The organism is Flavivirga algicola (assembly GCF_012910715.1).
In the GTDB taxonomy this organism is placed as follows: Bacteria; Bacteroidota; Bacteroidia; order Flavobacteriales; family Flavobacteriaceae; genus Flavivirga; species Flavivirga algicola.
In genome coordinates this window covers 498551-518245 of record NZ_JABBHF010000001.1, presented here as the reverse complement: position 1 = coordinate 518245, position 19695 = coordinate 498551, and the positions used below count along the sequence as shown (strand labels likewise).

At 33.0% G+C, this 19695-nt stretch carries 17 protein-coding genes; 9 read left to right on the top strand and 8 right to left on the bottom strand.

Annotated elements, in window-relative coordinates; genetic code table 11:
* Positions 1–3: 3 nt before the first annotated feature.
* From HHX25_RS02030 to pepT, 5 genes are all read right to left on the bottom strand, one after another.
* Entirely contained in the window at positions 4–1176 is a 1173-nt protein-coding gene (locus HHX25_RS02030) for an LETM1-related biofilm-associated protein (RefSeq protein WP_169669548.1), read from the bottom strand.
* 233 nt (positions 1177–1409) lie between these two features.
* The gene (locus tag HHX25_RS02025; protein WP_169669546.1) at positions 1410–1628 is read right to left on the bottom strand and encodes a hypothetical protein; all 219 of its coding nucleotides are present in this window, start codon (positions 1626–1628) and stop codon (positions 1410–1412) included.
* A 27-nt stretch (positions 1629–1655) separates the two neighbouring features.
* Positions 1656–2066 carry a hypothetical protein gene (locus HHX25_RS02020; RefSeq protein WP_169669544.1) on the bottom strand — a complete coding sequence of 137 codons (411 nt, stop codon included), beginning with the start codon at positions 2064–2066 and terminating at the stop codon, positions 1656–1658.
* A gap of 6 nt (positions 2067–2072) precedes the next feature.
* Entirely contained in the window at positions 2073–2612 is a 540-nt protein-coding gene (locus HHX25_RS02015) for an RNA polymerase sigma factor (RefSeq protein ID WP_169669542.1), read from the bottom strand.
* A gap of 212 nt (positions 2613–2824) precedes the next feature.
* Complete coding sequence (gene pepT / locus HHX25_RS02010; RefSeq protein WP_169669540.1) at positions 2825–4063, bottom strand: peptidase T; 1239 nt, start codon at positions 4061–4063, stop codon at positions 2825–2827.
* 135 nt (positions 4064–4198) lie between these two features.
* On the opposite strand from pepT, the gene HHX25_RS02005 reads away from it, so the two are divergent.
* The gene (locus tag HHX25_RS02005; protein WP_169669538.1) at positions 4199–5254 is read left to right on the top strand and encodes a quinone-dependent dihydroorotate dehydrogenase; all 1056 of its coding nucleotides are present in this window, start codon (positions 4199–4201) and stop codon (positions 5252–5254) included.
* Between the two features lie 96 nt (positions 5255–5350).
* Here the strand turns inward: HHX25_RS02005 and HHX25_RS02000 are convergent, their stop codons facing one another.
* Positions 5351–7288, bottom strand: coding sequence for a T9SS-dependent choice-of-anchor J family protein (locus HHX25_RS02000; RefSeq protein WP_169669536.1), 1938 nt, complete (start codon positions 7286–7288; stop codon positions 5351–5353).
* 107 nt (positions 7289–7395) lie between these two features.
* On the bottom strand, positions 7396–8331 hold the full coding sequence (locus HHX25_RS01995) for a T9SS type A sorting domain-containing protein (RefSeq protein ID WP_169669533.1): 936 nt from the start codon (positions 8329–8331) through the stop codon (positions 7396–7398).
* A gap of 155 nt (positions 8332–8486) precedes the next feature.
* Here HHX25_RS01995 and HHX25_RS01990 point away from each other — a divergent pair, with 155 nt between their 5' ends.
* The 8 genes from HHX25_RS01990 to guaB all read left to right on the top strand — a co-directional run bounded on the left by HHX25_RS01990 (position 8487) and on the right by guaB (position 18527).
* Positions 8487–9350, top strand: coding sequence for a hydroxymethylglutaryl-CoA lyase (locus tag HHX25_RS01990; RefSeq protein WP_205957975.1), 864 nt, complete (start codon positions 8487–8489; stop codon positions 9348–9350).
* A gap of 171 nt (positions 9351–9521) precedes the next feature.
* Positions 9522–10721 (top strand): DUF4856 domain-containing protein, encoded by a 1200-nt coding sequence (locus HHX25_RS01985; RefSeq protein ID WP_169669531.1) that lies wholly within the window; start codon positions 9522–9524, stop codon positions 10719–10721.
* 100 nt (positions 10722–10821) lie between these two features.
* On the top strand, positions 10822–11925 hold the full coding sequence (locus HHX25_RS01980; protein WP_169669529.1) for an imelysin family protein: 1104 nt from the start codon (positions 10822–10824) through the stop codon (positions 11923–11925).
* Positions 11926–11982: 57 nt separating this feature from the next.
* Positions 11983–13347, top strand: a complete 1365-nt coding sequence (locus HHX25_RS01975) for an HTTM domain-containing protein (protein WP_205957974.1) — start codon at positions 11983–11985, stop codon at positions 13345–13347.
* Positions 13328–15751 carry a TonB-dependent receptor domain-containing protein gene (locus tag HHX25_RS01970; RefSeq protein ID WP_169669525.1) on the top strand — a complete coding sequence of 808 codons (2424 nt, stop codon included), beginning with the start codon at positions 13328–13330 and terminating at the stop codon, positions 15749–15751. Before HHX25_RS01975 ends, HHX25_RS01970 begins: the two co-directional genes overlap by 20 nt.
* 11 nt (positions 15752–15762) lie before the next feature.
* Positions 15763–16218 (top strand): heme-binding domain-containing protein, encoded by a 456-nt coding sequence (locus HHX25_RS01965; protein ID WP_169669523.1) that lies wholly within the window; start codon positions 15763–15765, stop codon positions 16216–16218.
* Between the two features lie 73 nt (positions 16219–16291).
* Entirely contained in the window at positions 16292–16996 is a 705-nt protein-coding gene (locus tag HHX25_RS01960) for an Insecticidal toxin complex protein (protein ID WP_169669521.1), read from the top strand.
* 58 nt (positions 16997–17054) lie between these two features.
* Positions 17055–18527, top strand: coding sequence for an IMP dehydrogenase (guaB, locus tag HHX25_RS01955; protein WP_169669519.1), 1473 nt, complete (start codon positions 17055–17057; stop codon positions 18525–18527).
* Here guaB and HHX25_RS01950 read toward each other — a convergent pair.
* Positions 18511–19695, bottom strand: coding sequence for an MFS transporter (locus tag HHX25_RS01950; RefSeq protein ID WP_169669517.1), 1185 nt, complete (start codon positions 19693–19695; stop codon positions 18511–18513). The two genes, guaB and HHX25_RS01950, sit on opposite strands and share 17 nt — an antisense overlap.

Below are 19695 nucleotides of genomic sequence, written 5' to 3'. Positions count from 1 at the left end.
AGTTTAATCATCTATTCGGTTATCGTCGAAAGCTGAAGGTAATAATTTTGGAATAAATTTAATGACCAAAGGTAATAATAATGCGCCCCCTGGAAGTATGAAAATAGCAAGACTTGGTATAGATTTAAAAATATCTATAAGTTGTTCCTGTACCTTTTTTTGTTCTTCGCTGTTTAAATCTCGAACTGTAGATTGTGTTAACAAGACCATGAGCTCCTTACTATCTTTAAGTTCTTGATATAGGCGCTTGCTATTTCTTGTAATTAGCTTATTTACCATTTTACTGGAATTGTCGTAAAAGCTTTGTACGATGTTTCTAGAACTTAAAAGTGCTATATTGTCTTTGTTGGTATTGTAAAAATCATTTACTGTATCGATAGATTGATTAATGCGCGACGTATCAAGACTTAAGTCGCTGCCTAATTGGGTTAAAAACTGTTGCTCATTATCATCAATCGTCCTATCTCCCCAAGTTGCCATACAAGCTAAATCTAAAATATAATACTTCTCTTGTTTAGTTTTTATAATCTCAATAGCTTTTTTATAATTTATATGGATGTTATCTTTAAATCGCAATGAGGACTCAAAGAGCTTTATCAAACTTTCATCGTATTGATTTTTTGTGGTTTTAGAATTTAGAACATCTAAAGAAATAGTTTCTATGGCAGCTTCTAGATTTTTAATATAGCCAATTGAAATGCTATTGTTTTTTAAGAACTCTTGGTAAGCTAGAACATCTATAAATAGTAAGGCATTTATAATGAAATAATTAAAGTTTTTAGTAAGTACATTGGCATCTATTTGTACACGTTTATGAATTATTTTTTCAAGTTGCTCACGGGATTTTTTACCGCCTAATAATTCTTGAAAGAAAGATACTTTAAGTTCGTTTATGTCTGTATAAAAGTTTATAACACTATCAATAAATGGGATGTTGGAATTAGATTTATTGTGGGTATATAATAAACCTAGAAATAAATTTGTTTTACAAAGTTCATCTTCGGTAAGATCTTTTTTGTCAATAATACCTTCTACAATATCTAAATTACTTCCATATATGAAACCGCAACCCCTTAAGGCGTTATAAAATGCTTCTTCATTAAGACTAAAGAAAATATCCTTTTTTTTAAATTCCTTTAATAACTTTTTTATCCAACCTTGTGCAGACGGATTCATAGTATCAATTTTTTATGGTGTAAATGTAATGCTTTAAGCTTTTAATTTACAAATTTTCATTTTAACATAGTTTTAACAAAAATGAATATTTCCTTTTTAGAAGCATTTAAGGTGGTTTGGTTCAGTTTAAGCAATAAGCAATAAGCAATGAAAATAACATGATTTGACCATGTAAAATAAGTTCTATAGAAGTATGTATACAGGTGTAGTGACACTTTTTTAACGGATGCTTTTTAATCTGCTAAGGCTTCTATATAAAAGCCATGTGTTTTAACGATGTTAATAATATCGGTTTCTGTTATGTTATCTGTAGCTTCAATCTTGAGTACGTTATCGACATCTTCCAAATCTATAGACCATTTTAAAATATCATTGTGTTTACTAAATGTAGACTGTATGGACTTTACCTTTTCCTCTGATTTGATATTCGTTTCAAATATTAGTAAGTGCATATTAGGGGATTTAAAAAATAATTAAATTTAATGTTCTTCCGATTCTATTTCATTTGGTAGGTTTGGATTCGTTTTTCGTTCTAGGTATTGTTTATAAAGTTCATCACCTTCCTCTTTCCAAAATTCGTCATAATGTTTCCATTTTGAAAAATCACTTTTTGAACTGTTTTTATGTTTATGATTTGATTTTTTTGATGATTTACCTCCGCTTCCACACCCTCCAAGTAACAGTTTTAAGAATATAAACAACCCTACAGCTTGCCAATAGGTAAGTGTGGTTAGTCCGAAAATTTCAGGCATAAGCCAATTCCATAGCCACATAATTACAAAGCCAAATAAGATGGCTAATCCTGTAATGGCAATAGCGCCAAAGATGATCATTGCTGCAATTTCTATGGGTGATTTTCCTCTGAATTTATGGGTAAAATAGTTTTCCATGATATGTTAATTTTTTTGTTTATTAATTTCTGATTCTAATTTTTTATATAATATGCCAATGGCTCTATGTCTTCTAGACATTAATGTACCTTCGGGTATACCTGTTTCTTTCGAAATCTCTTTGTAGGTATAGCCTTCAAAATCTACCGCTATAATAATATCCCTATACCCTGGCTTCAGTTGTTTAATACTCTTTTTTAAAAGAGGCATCATATCTTCTGAGGTATGATCGTTTGTCGATTGATGGATCATTTCTGCCAACTCTGAAAATTCCCCATCAATTTCTACCTGTTCGGTTTGTTTCGTTGTTCGCATAATATCAATTATTTTGTTTTTAATTGATCTATATACAAAACCCGCTACATTATTAATAGGTGCATATCTATCAGCTCCTGTGAATAATTTTAAGGCTACATCTTGAATAATATCTTCTGCATTTCGACTGGCAGTATCTTTTATTCTATTATTCACATAAACCTTCAGAGACCGATATTCTCTACCAAAAAAATCATTAAGTTTTTTACTGTTTTCTGATTCCGAATCCATTTAAACCGTTTATAGAGGTCTTCACTTTAAGAGACGATACATTTTTAATTTATTGCATTTTATTTAAAAAATATTTAAATTTTTGTCATGTGAGGCAGAATTATTGTTTAACAAAAGGGAAGCCAGAAAAAGATGTGCTAATTATTTAATGACTAAAAAAGCCAAATAAAAAAGGTTCTTATTTGGCTTTTATTGGTATATAAAAGTGATTTTTACTTTTCCAAAGCTGTTAATTCTGCGATCTTACAAATAACTTCTGTCGCTTTAATCATACTTTCTACAGGCACGTATTCATAACGTCCATGAAAATTATGTCCACCAGCAAATATATTAGGACAAGGCAGGCCCATGTAACTTAATTGCGACCCATCTGTACCACCACGAATTGCTTTTATAAGTGGTGAGATACCAAGCTGTTTCATAGCCTTTTCGGCAATATCTACAATATGTATCACGGGTTCTACCTTTTCTTTCATATTATAATACTGATCTTTAATTTCGGTAGTAATAACCTCTCTTCCATATTGAGAGTTTAGTTCGTTGGTCAACTTTAACATCACTTCTTTACGAGCTTCGAAATGACCTCTGTCATGATCGCGGATAATATATTCTAAAATAGTTTCTTCAACATCTCCTTTCATATTGTGCAAATGGAAAAAACCTTGATACCCTTCTGTATGTTCGGGGGTTTCCAGTCGCGGTAAAGAATTAATAAATTCTTGGGCGATATACATAGAGTTAATCATTTTTCCTTTAGCATATCCAGGATGTACAATTTTACCTTTAATTTTTACTACAGCACCAGCGGCATTAAAGTTTTCGTATTCTAATTCGCCTATTTGACTGCCGTCCATAGTATAAGCCCAATCTGCCCCAAATTTTTCTACATCAAATTTATGAGCGCCTCTCCCAATTTCTTCATCGGGTGTAAAACCAACCCGTATTTTCCCATGCTTAATTTCGGGATGTTTTATTAAATACTCCATAGCCGAAACAATCTCGCAAATACCGGCTTTATCATCAGCACCTAAAAGGGTAGTGCCATCAGTAGTTATTAAAGTTTGTCCTTTGTATAACAGCAAATCTTCAAAATAGTCTGGTGATAGTATAATATTTTCGTTGGCATTTAAAACAATATCTTGACCATCATATTTTTCAATAATCTGAGGTTTTACATGGGCTCCTGTAAAATCTGGAGAAGTATCAAAATGAGAAATAAATCCAATAGTAGGTACCTCATGTTCAACATTACTGGGTAAGGTCGCCATAATGTATGCATTGTCGTCAATACTAACATCTTGCATTCCAATACTTTTAAGTTCTTCAGCCAGTTTATTTGCTAAATCCCACTGTTTTTTTGTGCTGGGTGTTGTATTTGAAGATGGATCGGATTCTGTATCAATAGTCACGTAACTTACAAATCGTTGTATGATATTTTCTTTTGAAATCATTTTAAATAAAATTTGGTATGGTTTGAGCGAAATAACACAGGGTTATTGTGGCTTTAAAAATACGATTATTAATTTTTTTTGCTTTTGAATTGTTCAATTTTTTATTTAGAAGTATTTTTGCATAAATAATACTGGATGTACAAATTACTACTTCGCCCTCTATTTTTTTTATTTGACCCTGAAAAGATTCACTATTTTACATTTTCGTTAATAAGGTTGACCTCTAAAATCCCTGGCTTTGCAGCTATCTTTAGAAGTTTATATGTGGTTGAGGATACTAAATTAGAACGGCAGTTATTCGGATTAACATTTAAAAACCCTGTAGGTCTGGCAGCTGGTTTCGATAAAAATGCCGTGTTGTACAACGAGCTGGCAAATTTTGGTTTTGGTTTTATTGAAATTGGTACGGTAACACCCAAAGGACAGGCAGGAAACCCTAAAAAAAGATTATTCAGGCTTAAAGATGATCAAGGTATCATTAACCGCATGGGTTTTAATAATGAAGGTTTGGAAGCAGCTATTTCCCAATTGAAAAAAAATAAAGGAAGATTGGTTATTGGAGGAAATATTGGGAAAAATACTAATACAAAACCTGAAGATTATACCAAGGATTATTTAGAATGCTTCAATGCTTTGCATCCTTATATTGATTATTTTGTACTTAATGTGAGTTGCCCTAATGTAGGGAGCCATGCTAAGTTAAATGATAAGGATTATTTAGAGGAACTCATTAGTGCTGTACAAAAAGCGAACACAACATTTGAGAGTGGTCATGCAAAACGTAGTCGAAGTGCAAAGCCAATTCTTCTTAAAATTGCCCCCGACTTAAATGATGGGCAATTAGATGAAATTGTAGAACTTGTGGCAGCAACAAAATTAGATGGTGTTATTGCAAGTAATACCTCTATGGACAGACGCCATTTAAAAGCCTCGAAGGACTTACTTGAAAGCATAGGCCATGGTGGTTTAAGTGGACAGCCCATAAAAGACAAAAGCACAAGGGTTATAAAATACTTATCGGATAAAAGTGAAAAGGCATTTCCGATAATAGGAGTAGGGGGGATACATTCTGCTAAAGACGCTCTTGAAAAAATAGATGCAGGTGCAGATTTAGTGCAGATCTATACAGGGTTTATTTATGAAGGACCAAGCCTTATAAAGCAGATTAATAAAGCTTTACTAAAAAGATAAGCATAAAGAAAGTTGTTTAACAAATTTTGTTTGTCGATTAGTCACAATCAAGTCTTTATGATTCTAATAACGAAACGGTTTTGCCTTCGTTACTCGTTACTTAATAATCTTTTGAACCAATTTAGAATGTTTATTATGAATAGTTAGGAAGTACGTTCCAGAGGCTAAACTACTGAGGTTAATTGATTGATTTGTAAGCGTTCCAGATAAGAATACCTGTCCGACCAAATTAGAAATTTGGTAATTAAGAACAGCTTCATTATTTAAAGATTTAATATAAAGTGTCTCATCTGTGATTGGGTTTGGATATACTTTTATACCTAATGCATTGGAAATATGTTGCTCTTCTTCGATATTTTTAATCAGAATATTGTCAATAGCAATATCTCCATCCCAACCAGTACCTCTTATGGCTCTAAAACGTACTTTTATAGTCTGATTTTCGTAAGAAGATAAATCGACAACTTTTTTAAAAAAAGCATCATTTTGATTGGCTTGTTGACTTCCAAAAAGCGCAGGAATAACATCATTAATATAACCACTGTCCGTTTTAATATCTACGTGTAACTCCCCAATGTTTTCACCAAACATATGATACGAAAATTCCAATTCGCTGTTAGGTGTTGTTATGTTAATACAGGGTGAAATAAACTCGGCTACATCACCTAATGTAGCGCCCGAAGCTTCAGCGTAAATATATGTTCCTAATGTACTATCTGGTGTGTCATCATTTAAAGGACCTGTGCCATCTGTAGCTGTTTTTCCTGTATTTGAATACCAGTTATATCCATTTTTAGAAACATCTACTGCGGACCACCCATTATCTCCAGCTATTTCAAAACCCTCAAAATCTTCTAGTAAAGGACCGATTTCTGTGCCGACTTTTATAAATTTTGAAAATGTTTTCTTAATAGTTTTGGACTTGTTGGAAACGGTAAGTGTAACATCGTATATACCTGCATCATAGGTATGCGACGGGTTTTGATCTGTATAATCAACGATACCATCAGAATCAATATCCCATTGCCAATCTGTAATATTTGAACAATTATTTTTAAAATTTACGGTTAATGTTTCTTCACAAGTCACACTGGCATCTGCAGTAAAATTGGCATTAAATGTAGGACAGGCTAAATAGTTTTTTGTAGTTTGATAAAAAGCATACATTCTGGCTAATTGCTGATCTGTAAAATGGTTTCTACACGATTTTCTGGAATAAGACATAATATTGCCCGTATCAGGGTAAAATGTATGTCCGTTCTCATCTGTTTCTACACCTGTAAACTCACAAAAGTTATTAATGTTACTGTTGGAAAGCATGGGGTCGGCTGGAGTATCACAAATACCATCGCCATCTGTATCACAATTGCTACCATCAACTAATTCGGTAGTCATTTTGCTATTATCGGGTCCGTGGGTATGTACTAGAGAGAAAAAATGTCCCAATTCATGGGCTAAAGAAGAATCGTTAGTTGCACAGCTATTTTTCATAACAATAATATCATTATGTCTTCCAATATTATTGCTATAGCCGCAAATGCTTTCTTCAGAAGTGCTCTCTAAATAGTCGGTAAAATAAATATTTATTAAACCAGCGGTATAATTTGATTCTTTTAAGTCACTTTCATTTCCTTTTTTAAAATGACAAAAGGCATCATTATCTATATAATTAATGTCATCGCACAAGAAAAACTCCATAGAGGCGTCTGCATAAATGTCATTAAGATTTTCAATAGCATTGTTAAGTTCCAAGATGCTAAGTCCGCCAGTACCATTTGAGGCTCTAATAATATGTGCTTTAATAGGAATAGAGTTAATTAGTCTAAGCGTATTATTTTTTGCAGATTTACCAAAAGCAAATGCTTTCTCATATTTTTTGATTTGTGGTTTTATACTGTTGATATACTCAAAAGATTCAGGGGATGTAACAGTGCCACAATCAGATTCTAATTTGTTTTGTCCAGAGATGAGAAATGATACCGATAGAAATATCGAAAAGAGTAAAAGTTTAGGTTTTTTATTAAAAATATGCATCGGGACAAAACATTTTTTTTCAAATGTATCCCTAAATGAAAAAGATGAATAATAAAAACGTTTAAGCGTTAATTTTATCGGTTACCTTTCAATTAGATGCTTAATTTTTAGTTGATTATCAGTTTTTGCGATCTGCTTTTGCCATCAGTAGCTTTTAAATTTAAGAGGTAAATTCCCTTATTTAAATCCGTTAGATTGGTATTTAATTTCGATAATCCTTTTTCAACTTCTATCTGTTTTACCAAGCGCCCCAATACATTATAAACTGCTATGGAACTTAATTCAATTCCTTGAATATTAGAGATTGTAATAGCTCCTTTAGTTGGGTTTGGGAATATTTTTATTGCATCGATTTTATCTAAAGCTTCGGTACTTAAAGTTGATGAGTTGTATGTAAAGGTGAGTGTTCCAATTTTTTTATCATTAAAAGGTGTCACATTCGATCGGCTTGTTATGACCCCTATAGGGTCACTTTCGAGATTACTTAATGAGTAAGTAGTACCATCTTCAGTACCAGCGTCATAAGGAAATAAATCTATCGTGAACGTTTCTTTCCAACCATTATTAACACTGTTGTTTCCAGATCTTAAATTGATGCTGTTAACAGCTATAAACCAGTCGGGACTCGGGGCTACCATAGAAGCTAAGGTAACTAAAGGATAATCTTCGTTAACTTCTAAGCTGTTTATGGTAATGGAGCCTTTAGCACTTCCTAATCCACCAGCATTAATAAATTTATCGGCATCACTACTGTTATTAACTTCAGTTTGAAACGTATTAAACCCTCCAGTTTCTGCAACAGATTCAATACCAGGAGATGCAGCAGCTCCCATCATTAAAAAAGTATTGGCCGTTTGATGTGTGGCACCTACTAAAGCAGACCAATGTGCAGAACTAGGTAAATCAATAGAACTTTGACCATCAGTTGGATTATCAGCGATAGACTCCCAAATACTTTCAAATACAACAGTATAATTAGCTGTGCTTTGACTAAAAGAAGTCAAGGAGATCAAAAAAATGAACAATAAAGTAATGTTTTTCATGGTATGGCTAATTAGAAATTAAAAATAAGGTCGTCTTATGGGAGTAAAACTTACAGATTATTTGAAAAATCTTTATTTTATGGTTGAGATGGTTTAAACTTTTTTGATAGCTTAACCAAATTAATAGTATTTTTATCCTCCTATTTTTTGACTACATGCAAAACAAAGTAAAGATTATCGAATGTCCACGGGATGCCATGCAGGGCATTAAAGACTTCATTCCTACAGAAAAAAAGGTGCAGTACATTCAATCGTTACTTCGTGTTGATTTCGATACTATAGATTTTGGAAGTTTCGTGTCTCCTAAGGCCATTCCTCAAATGGTTGATACGGCTGAGGTATTATCAAAACTTGATTTATCTAACACAAACAGCAAGTTACTCGCTATTATAGCGAACACAAGAGGCGCAGATGATGCATGTAAGCACCCAGAAATAGATTATTTAGGCTACCCGTTTTCAATTTCAGAAAACTTTCAAATGCGTAATACCCATAAAACGATTGCGCAATCTGTGGTAACGCTTTCAAATATATTAAACATTGCTAATAAATCGAACAAAGAAGTTGTGGTTTATATCTCTATGGGGTTTGGAAATCCTTATGGAGACCCATGGAATGTTGATATTGTAGGAGAGTGGACCGAAAAACTGTCAAAGATGGGTGTAAAGATTTTGTCTTTAAGTGACACTATCGGGAGTTCTAATGCAGAAAGCATTAGTTACCTGTTTTCAAACTTAATTCCTCAATACCCTAATATTGAATTTGGGGCTCATTTGCATACAACACCAAGTACCTGGTTTGAAAAAGTAGATGCAGCCTATAAAGCTGGTTGCAAACGTTTTGATGGTGCTATTCAGGGGTTTGGGGGTTGTCCCATGGCTAAAGATGAATTAACAGGTAACATGCCTACCGAAAAACTGTTGTCGTATTTTACTTCTAATAAAAACAACAGTTTAAACGCACTTAGTTTTGAAAGTGCTTATAATGAAGCTTCCAAGGTTTTTAATTTTTATCATTAATTTCTTGTTGTTGTAATTTATTGATTTTAAGTGTGTTGAAATATGTTTTTAAAGTTTATTTAAATTTAATCTAAATAAACTTTGCATAAATAATTATGAGTTTTATATTTGCAACTTCAAAACAACTATTATTTATAATAAGTCTAAATAAAAATTATTAATCTACTTAAAATGAGGAAAATAGTATTAAGCCTTTTTATAGCATCGGCATTATTACAATCATGTTCAAATGATGATAATGGAGGAAATGGACAAAACAATGTTGTCGCTCCAGCTACTTATGAATTTACAAGAAATGGAAGTTCCACTGTGAGTTTTGGCGGGCAAACAACAAGAATTCAAATGGCAGAAGAATTAGTGGCTGCTATTAAAGATAATTCGCAAACTGAGATGGCGCTAGACGCAATGTTTGCTCACGTTGAAAATGAGGATAATTTTAGCGATTCTAACCTAAATGCATCAAGTAAAAGTATTAGAAGTAAAACAGCAGCTTCGGCAGATTATTTTTCGGCTAATACAACAGACGCTAATGCCATTAAAGCAGATTTTGATAACTGGATAGCAGCGCAGGTTAGTGATGTATTCCCAAATTGGGGAACCACTGCTTCAGCAGGTAATGCAGGTAACTTACAGGAAGGTGGCGGTGGATCTACCCGTTATATCAATGCTAAAGGTTTGGAATATAATCAAGCTTTTGCTAAGTCTTTAATAGGGGCTTTAATGGTAGATCAAATGCTTAATAACTATCTAAGCCCTGCAGTTTTGGATGCAGGTTCAAATGTAGCAGATAATGATGCAAATAAAGTGGCAGATGGTAAATCATATACTACTATGGAACATAAATGGGATGAAGCATTTGGTTATTTGTACGGTAACGAAGCAGATCCTGAAGCTCCACAATTAGGCGCTGATAGCTTTTTAAACAAATACTTATCTAGAGTAGAAAACGATACAGATTTTGCAGGTATTGCTGCAGATGTTTATAATGCTTTTAAATTAGGACGTGCTGCCATTGTCGCTAAAAATTATAATGTTAGAGATGAACAAGCCGAAATAATTAGAGAAAAAATATCTCAAATCATCGGTGTTAGAGCTGTTTACTATTTGCAACAAGGAAAAACAAATTTAGGAACAGATAATGCTTCTGCATTCCATGATTTATCTGAGGGCTTTGGTTTTGTTTACAGCTTACAGTTTACAAGAAAACCAGATACAAATGCTCCTTACTTTACAAAAGTAGAGGTAGATGCTTTTATTGAAACATTAATGACAGGAAACGGTTTTTGGGATTTAACATCACAAGGTTTAGATACCATGTCAGATACCATATCAGCGAGGTTTAGCTTTACAACAGCCCAAGCTGGAAGTTAAAAAGAAAAGAATTAGTTATTATATTTTTAAAGTAGTTATTGTATTACATAATACAATAACTACTTTTAGTATTTTTGCAAAAATTATATTTTTATAAGTTATGTTCACAGTAAGAAAGATTTTTTTAGCGTTAGTAATAACTGCGTTTATTATAGGTTGCAGTTCTTCGTCTTCAGACGATGGGCCTTCTGGAAAAACAGATACTTTTAATAGGGGTGCATTATTGACGAATGTTGCAGATAATATTATTATCCCAGCTTTTCAAGATTTAAGTACGAAACTTTCTGCTTTAAAATCAGACAAAGAAACTTTTGTTACAACACCAGACCAAACAAATTTAGATGCGCTTAGAGTATCATGGTTAGCAGCTTATAAGACATGGCAGTATGTGGAGATGTTTAATATAGGTAAAGCAGAAGAAATTTTGTATTATTTTCAAATGAATGTGTATCCAGTTTCAACAACAGATGTTGAAGCAAACATAGCATCAGGTTCTTATGATTTATCACACATTAATAACAATGATGCTGTAGGTTTTCCTGCTGTAGATTATTTATTATATGGCATAGGTGCTGATGATACTGTTATTTTAGGAAAATATGCTGATGTTAAGTATAAAAATTACCTTTCTGATGTCATAGACCAAATGCTGTCATTAACAGAAATAGTATTAAATGATTGGACTAGTTCTTATAGGAGTACATTTATAAACGAAACTGGCAACACAAGCACCAGTGCCTTAAATAAGTTCATCAACGACTATGTGTTTTATTATGAAAAGGGGTTACGTGCTAATAAAATAGGAATCCCTGCAGGTAACTTTTCTGCAAACCCATTGCCTGAAAAAGTGGAAGGGGTATACAGTAAAACATTTTCAAAAGAATTAGCTTTAGAGGCCTTAAACGCTGTTCAAAATTTATTTAAAGGGAAAGCATATTCAAGTAGTGCTACAGGACAAAGTTTTAGCAGCTATTTAATAGATTTAGAAAGAATGGAGTTGGTAACTTTAATAAATTCTAGGTTTGATGGTGCCCGTCAAAAATTACAAGTGTTAAGCACAGATTTTAATTCACAAATAAATACAGATAATACAAAAATGACTGAAGCGTATGATGCCCTCCAGTTAGCTGTAGTATCCTTAAAAGTAGACATGCTCCAAGCATTTAATATCAATGTGGATTATGTAGATGCTGATGGCGATTAAAATGATAAGAATCTTAAAAAAGGTTGTCTTTATTTAGACAGCCTTTTTTTGTATGTAATGAATTTTAATATTAAAACATATTTAAGTAAAAATACCAACGCGGCACCTTTAGCAGTGTTTAGAATAGCTTTTGGTGCCATGATGTGCTTTAGTATTATTCGTTTTTGGTATCATGGTTGGATAGAAACTTTATACATACAGCCAAAATTTCATTTTTCTTATTATGGTTTTGAATGGATAAAACCGTTAGGAGGTTATACATACTTACTTTTTATTATATGTGGTGTATCAGCATTAATGGTAGCTATTGGTTTTAAATACAGGTTAGCAATTATTACCTTTTTTCTAAGTTTTACTTACATTGAGCTAATGGATAAAACCACATATTTAAATCATTATTACTTTATTAGTTTATTAAGCTTTTTAATGATTTTTTTACCAGCCAATGCGCATTTTTCGGTTGATAATATCTTAAGAAAAAAAACATATGAAAATGTTCCCAAATGGACTGTCGATAGCGTAAAACTTCTTTTAGGTATTGTTTATTTTTATGCAGGTTTGGCCAAAATAAATAGTGATTGGTTATTTAAGGCCATGCCATTAAAAATATGGTTGCCGTCTAAATACGATTTACCATTAATAGGAAATACTTTAATGCATCAAGACTGGTTTCATTTCGCGATGAGTTGGAGTGGCATGCTTTACGATTTAGCAATTCCATTTTTATTGTTATATAGAAAAACTCGGATTTTTGCTTTCGCTTTAGTACTCATATTTCACGTATTCACACGTATCTTATTTCCAATAGGAATGTTTCCGTTTATTATGATAGTATCAACACTAATTTTCTTTGATGCTCATTTACATATTAAGATTATAGGTTTTCTTAAGTATATTTTAAAAAACAGAGCTCTAAACTTTACATTGGCTATAAGATCAAATTATAACTATCAACTTAGAAAACCAGTTATTGGTTTGTTAAGTCTGTTTTTTATTATTCAGTTAATTTTTCCTTTTAGGTATGTATTATATCCAAATGAATTATTTTGGGCAGAAGAAGGTTTCCGTTTTTCATGGCGTGTCATGCTTATAGAAAAAATGGGAATTTCAACCTTTAAAATAGCAAATGCCGAAACTAACGACTTTTTTTATGTTGATAATAAAGATTTCTTAACCCCATTTCAAGAAAAACAAATGAGCTTTCAACCTGACTTCATATTAGAATACGCACATTACTTGGGAGATCATTTTACATCACAAGGCCATAAAAATGTTCAAGTTTTTGTAGAGAGTTATGTCGCATTAAATGGTAGGTTGAGTCAGCCCTTTATAGATAAAGATGTAGATTTGTACCGCGAAAAAGAATCGTTTAAACCAAAACATTGGATATTACCTTTTAAAGATGAGATTAAAGGACTGTAAACTTATTTTTGTACTTATTTTTAGTGTATCGCTTTATGCACAGCAAACCGTTAAGGGGATTGTTGTATTTTCAGAAAATAATAAACCTATTGGAGGTGTAAGTGTTTATGATAAAGATTCTGGCTTGTTAACTAGAACGAACGTAACTGGAGATTTTGAATTTCAAACGCCTAAAAAAGAAATGACCTTGATATTCTTTTCTTCTGAATATGAAATTAGAGAAGTTTCTGTAAACACTGAAAATACACAAAGTTTAAATATTATTTTAAAGGATTTAACAACAGAATTATCCGAAGTGATAATTAGTGCAAATAGACGTCGTGTTTTTGAGCTAAAACGACTCAATGACGTTGAAGAAACAGCCATTTATGCAGGTAAGAAAACAGAGGTTGTTTTAGTAGATCAATCTATGGCAAATTTAGCATCAAATAATTCAAGACAAATTTTTAGTCAGGTTGCAGGGCTAAATATTTATCAAAACGATGACGCAGGTTTACAATTAAATATTGGAGGCAGAGGCTTAGACCCCAACAGGACGGCAAACTTCAACACGAGGCAAAATGGTTATGACATTAGCGCAGATGTTTTAGGGTATCCCGAAAGTTATTATACACCAGCTTCAGAGGGTTTAGAAGAGATTCAAGTGATTCGTGGGGCAGCATCCTTGCAATATGGAACACAGTTTGGAGGTTTGGTGAATTTTAAAATGAAATCACCTAACCCTGGTAGGCCTTTAGAAATTATAACAAGAAACACCTTAGGGAGTTTTGGGTTATATACTAACTTTACGAGTGTAAGTGGTACTAAAAATAAATGGAGTTACTACACCTACTTTAATTATAAAAAAGGGGATGGTTTTAGACCTAATTCAGAATTTGAATCTAAAAACATCTTTGCACATCTAGGATATCAATTCAATGAAAAAACGTCGTTAACAGGAGAGGTTTCATACCTACGTTATTTGGCTCAACAAGGTGGTGGTTTAACAGATCAGATGTTTAATGAAAACCCATTACAAAGTAATAGATCACGAAATTGGTTTGAGGTAGATTGGTTGCTTTATAATTTAAAATTCGCTCATGAATTTTCAGAAAAAACAAATTTCACATTTAACTTTTTTGGTCTAAATGCGTCGCGTGATGCCTTAGGTTTTAGAACAAATAGGGTTAGTCAAGTGGATCCAAATACCGAACGAGATTTAATTAAAGGTGATTTCAATAATTTTGGTTTTGAGACGAGATTATTAAGTAAATACAAATTATTAAATAAAGATGCTACATTCTTGATTGGGGCAAAATACTATCAAGCAGATAATTACCAAAAACAAGGTCCAGGTAGTGATGGAGTTGGGCCGGATTTCGATTTTGCTACACGCGATTTTCCTAATTACCCTAACCAATCAGAATTTGATTTACCTAATTTAAATGTAGCTGTATTTGGAGAAAATATATTTTATGTGTCAGATAAATTTTCAGTCACTCCAGGGTTCAGATTTGAATACATTAAAACTGAAAGTGATGGGTTTTTTAAACGTATTAATACAGATGGTGCAGGGAATGTTATTTTTGAAGAAACGGTAGAAGACGATAATAATTTTGAGCGTTCATTTGTTTTACTCGGTTTAGGTTTGAGCTATAAAGCGAATTCTAATTTTGAATTTTACGGAAATATTTCTCAAAACTATCGATCTGTAACTTTTTCGGATATCAATATTACAAACCCAGCATTTTCTATAAATCCTGATATTACAGATGAAGAAGGTTTCACTGCAGATTTAGGGATTCGAGGTAACTATAAAAAATTGATATCTTATGATTTAGGTGTTTTTGGACTGTTTTATAATGGTAGAATTGGTTTTGTTCAAAAAGGATTGCCTGATGGTAGAGTTATTAGTGAACGTGGGAATGTTGGAGATGCTGTCATGTATGGGGTAGAATCGCTATTTGATTTTAATTTGAAGAAACTTCTCGGTTTAAACAATGATTTTAAACTGAATTATTTTATTAATACATCTATTATAAATTCTGAATATACGGCTTCTGAACAGTCTGGTATTAAAGGAAACCAAGTCGAGTTTATTCCAGATTTAAATTTAAAAACAGGTATACAGGGCGGTTATAAAAATGTATTAGCCAGTATTCAATACACATACTTAGGAAAACAATTTACCGATGCAACAAATTCTACAACAGCTAGTTTAAGTGGTGTAGTTGGTGAAATTCCAGAATATGATATTTTAGATTTATCATTGTCTTATAGTTACAAACAATTCAAGTTAGAAACAGGAATAAATAATGTTTTAGATAATAGTTATTTTACTAGACGAGCTACTGGATATCCTGGGCCAGGAATTATTCCATCTGCACCAAGGAATTTTTATGCTACCTTGCAACTCAAATTTTAAGTATAGAAGACATGAGAATAATAAAAAAAATATTGATTGTATTACTAATAGCTCTGATTTTAATACAGTTTTTTAGACCAGAAAAAAATGATGCAGCGTATAGAGAAGTAGTAGATTTTGAAACAGAAACTAAGGTTAGTAAAGAAGTTGCAGCGATATTAAAAGCCCAATGCTATGATTGCCATAGTAATAAATCAGAATATCCATGGTATGCAGAAGTAGCTCCCGTATCTTTTTGGATAAATCATCATATAGAAGAAGGTAATGAACATTTTAATGTTTCAAAATGGGATACTTATAATGATAAAAAAAAGGATCATAAATTAGATGAACTTATAGAAGAAATTGAAGAGGGGAAGATGCCGTTGCATTCTTATACTTGGATGCATGATGCTATGACCCAAAAAGAAAAAGAAGTATTAATAGCTTGGGCTAAAAAAGCAAGAGAAAATTATAATTTGGAATAAATAGAGGTTGATAGTCTGAGCATATTTGTTTGAAGTATAACATCAATATAATTTCTCGTATTTTTATACACTTATGCGATGGATTATATACCTCTTCATACTTATTTTTTATAACACCTTATCTGCAAAAGAGTGGAAAAGTCTCAGAGTTTATAAAAAGGAAACCCAACGAGAGTCATTATCACCTTCCGATTGGTTAAAATGCGATAGAACCAGAAATACTTTGGTTTGGAGAGAAGCTAATGTGTTTAACCTTAAAAACAATTTGCCTCAAGAATACAAAAGCATTGTACAGCGACGCGATTTTTATAAATGGTTTATAAATGAATTAAATAGGAAAAATCATGAAGTTGTTTGGGTAAAAATGGCCCATTTCATTTCAAAAAAAATGCATCTAACTGAAGTATTTCCCTATTCAATATTTTCGAAAAAGGCTATAAAAGCTTATGCAAGGCAGGGGAGCGAAACTGTTTTTAATAATGTGTTTGTAGAATTACAAAAACTTTATAATTCTCAAGCGATATTGAAAACAGAGAAAGCTTTAGAATGGGATAAAAAAATACTAAAAAGGGAACAGTATGAATGGATAGAAGCTATTTATAAAGCTATGGATTCCAGTAGCTTAAAAACCTTAGGGCGTATAGCTAAAGGCCAATTCCTATATGGTATATTTGTGCCCAAAGCTATTAGATTTAGAGGAGACCTTTCAAAAGCAGAAATGCGCTATAATTATGCTATTGAAGTACTTAAGCCATATTGCAAAAACAGATACAAATAATACATATTATCTTAGAATTTAGTTGTATATTTGCATGCAATTATAACGTAATTGCATCATGACTGCACATCAAAATAAAATTGTCGGAGAAGGATTGACCTACGATGACGTCCTTTTAGTTCCAGCATTTTCTGAAGTTCTTCCACGCGAAGTAAATATTCAAACAAAACTTACACGTAACATTACCATTAACGTACCTATTATTTCGGCAGCGATGGATACAGTTACCGAAAGTAAAATGGCTATAGCCATGGCACAAGAAGGCGGTATTGGTGTTTTACACAAGAACATGACTATTGAGGCGCAAGCTTTGAAGGTTAGAAAAGTAAAACGTGCTGAAAGTGGTATGATTTTAGACCCAGTAACCTTGCCACTTACAGCCAATGTTAAAGATGCTAAGCAAAATATGGCAGAACATAGTATTGGTGGTATTCCTATTGTTGATGATGAAGGGACTTTAAAAGGTATCGTGACCAATCGTGATTTACGTTTCGAGCATGACAGTTCAAGACCTATTGTAGAAGTCATGACAGGTGAGAACTTAGTAACTGCTGCAGTTGGTACGTCTTTAAAAGATGCAGAAAAAATTCTTCAAAATCATAAAATTGAAAAACTCCTTATTGTTGATGATAATTATAAATTATCTGGTTTAATTACCTTTAGGGATATCACAAAACTAAGTCAAAAACCAATTGCCAATAAAGATCAATACGGTCGTTTACGTGTTGCCGCGGCTATAGGGGTTACTGGCGATGCTGTTGACAGAGCTGAAGCTTTAGTAAATGCAGGTGTTGATGCGGTCGTTATCGATACGGCACATGGCCATACCAAAGGGGTGGTAGGCGTATTAAAAGAAATTAAGTCTAAATTTCCAGATTTAGAAGTTATAGTAGGTAATATTGCAACAGGTACTGCTGCAAAATACTTAGTTGAAGCAGGGGCAGATGCCGTAAAAGTTGGTATTGGACCAGGATCTATTTGTACAACGCGTGTTGTCGCGGGAGTAGGATTTCCACAGTTTTCAGCAGTTTTAGAAGTTGCCGCAGCTTTAAAAGGAACTGGAGTGCCCGTAATTGCAGACGGTGGGATTCGTTATACAGGCGATATTCCGAAGGCCATTGCAGCTGGAGCAGATACGGTGATGTTAGGATCACTATTGGCAGGAACTAAAGAGTCTCCTGGAGAAACTATTATTTACGAAGGCAGAAAGTTTAAATCATACCGTGGCATGGGATCTGTAGAAGCGATGAAACAAGGTAGTAAAGATCGCTATTTTCAGGATGTTGAAGACGATATTAAAAAATTGGTACCAGAAGGTATTGTAGGTCGTGTGCCTTATAAAGGCGATTTATATGAAAGCATTCATCAGTTTATAGGTGGTTTGCGAGCTGGTATGGGGTATTGCGGTGCTAAAGATATCGAGACACTAAAAGAAACAGGGCAGTTTGTGAAAATTACAGCAAGTGGTATTAATGAAAGTCACCCGCATGATGTAACAATTACTAAAGAATCCCCTAATTATTCGAGATAGTTTTTGTTTTACTATTTAGTGCTATTAATCCCAATATAGGACCTATAGCAAGTATTGTATAAATACTATGTGAATCTGTATAACTTCTTATACTATTTATAATTTGAATACTGATTATGGTTATTGCAAATCCAACGCAATTGACTATAGTTAGTGCCGTTCCTTTTATTTCAGGAGGTGCATTTTGTGCAACTAATGTAGAAAAAAGAGGGGAGTCGGCAATAACGACCATGCCCCAAAAACTCAGGAAAATGATAAATAAACTTTCAGATTCATTTATAAAAATAAAAGGGGACATAAGACAGCAACCACATGATAATAGTAATGCCATAAAAGCCGTTTTTTTAATGCCGATTTTTTGAGAAAGATACCCTCCTAATATACAAGCCAGTCCGCCAATACCAATAATTAGAAAAGATAAAACAGGAATATTAAAGGAAACTGCAGGATGTAAATCGCTATAAACTTTCAGCATAACAGGTGTAAACGCCCAAAAGGCATAGAGTTCCCACATGTGCCCCCAATATCCAAAGGCAGAAGAGCGAAATTTATGATTTTTGAATACATTAAAAAAAGCAAAAAGATTTAGTTTTTGACTGGGTTTTCTATATGGCCCATTAGGAACCATGATTAGCATGAGTAAGCCTCCGATTACCGAAAGACATGTAGTTATAAGTATGACAGATTTCCAGGAAAACATATTGGTAGCCCCTTTAAGTAAATGGGGCAAAGCGGTACCTAGCACCAGTGCACCTACTAGAAAACCGAGTGATTTTCCAAGACCTTCCTTGTAATAATCGGCAGCTATTTTCATACCTACGGGGTAAATACCAGCAAGAAAAAAACCAGTAAAAAAACGAAGCAGAAGTAAACTCATTAAATGATGACCGTTCCATAAAACTCCAATGTTAAATAGGGCAGAAAGCAGGGCGCTTACAAAAAACACTTTTGAAGGTGAATAGCGATCAGCTATGGTAAAAATAGCAAAAGCTAATGTCCCAGAAATAAAACCAAATTGAACAGATGATGTTAAATGGCCTAAGGCACCATCTTTTAAGTGAAAATTTACTATAAGATCGTTAATAACCCCATTGCTGGCAAACCAAAGTGATGTACACAAGAATTGAGAGATAACAATAACTATAAGTATAGTGCTTTGGTGTTTCAA

What these genes read in the sequence shown, in the direction of transcription:
- HHX25_RS02020 (WP_169669544.1), bottom strand. Translation starts at nt 2,066, where the DNA reads ATGGAAAACTATTTTACCCATAAATTCAGAGGAAAATCACCCATAGAA.
- HHX25_RS02015 (WP_169669542.1), bottom strand. Translation starts at nt 2,612, where the DNA reads ATGGATTCGGAATCAGAAAACAGTAAAAAACTTAATGATTTTTTTGGT.
- HHX25_RS01975 (WP_205957974.1), top strand. Translation starts at nt 11,983, where the DNA reads ATGAATTTTAATATTAAAACATATTTAAGTAAAAATACCAACGCGGCA.
- HHX25_RS01960 (WP_169669521.1), top strand. Translation starts at nt 16,292, where the DNA reads ATGCGATGGATTATATACCTCTTCATACTTATTTTTTATAACACCTTA.
- HHX25_RS01990 (WP_205957975.1), top strand. Translation starts at nt 8,487, where the DNA reads ATGCAAAACAAAGTAAAGATTATCGAATGTCCACGGGATGCCATGCAG.
- HHX25_RS02030 (WP_169669548.1), bottom strand. Translation starts at nt 1,176, where the DNA reads ATGAATCCGTCTGCACAAGGTTGGATAAAAAAGTTATTAAAGGAATTT.
- HHX25_RS01965 (WP_169669523.1), top strand. Translation starts at nt 15,763, where the DNA reads ATGAGAATAATAAAAAAAATATTGATTGTATTACTAATAGCTCTGATT.
- HHX25_RS01995 (WP_169669533.1), bottom strand. Translation starts at nt 8,331, where the DNA reads ATGAAAAACATTACTTTATTGTTCATTTTTTTGATCTCCTTGACTTCT.
- pepT (WP_169669540.1), bottom strand. Translation starts at nt 4,063, where the DNA reads ATGATTTCAAAAGAAAATATCATACAACGATTTGTAAGTTACGTGACT.
- guaB (WP_169669519.1), top strand. Translation starts at nt 17,055, where the DNA reads ATGACTGCACATCAAAATAAAATTGTCGGAGAAGGATTGACCTACGAT.
- HHX25_RS02025 (WP_169669546.1), bottom strand. Translation starts at nt 1,628, where the DNA reads ATGCACTTACTAATATTTGAAACGAATATCAAATCAGAGGAAAAGGTA.
- HHX25_RS02000 (WP_169669536.1), bottom strand. Translation starts at nt 7,288, where the DNA reads ATGCATATTTTTAATAAAAAACCTAAACTTTTACTCTTTTCGATATTT.
- HHX25_RS02005 (WP_169669538.1), top strand. Translation starts at nt 4,199, where the DNA reads ATGTACAAATTACTACTTCGCCCTCTATTTTTTTTATTTGACCCTGAA.
- HHX25_RS01980 (WP_169669529.1), top strand. Translation starts at nt 10,822, where the DNA reads ATGTTCACAGTAAGAAAGATTTTTTTAGCGTTAGTAATAACTGCGTTT.
- HHX25_RS01985 (WP_169669531.1), top strand. Translation starts at nt 9,522, where the DNA reads ATGAGGAAAATAGTATTAAGCCTTTTTATAGCATCGGCATTATTACAA.
- HHX25_RS01970 (WP_169669525.1), top strand. Translation starts at nt 13,328, where the DNA reads ATGAGATTAAAGGACTGTAAACTTATTTTTGTACTTATTTTTAGTGTA.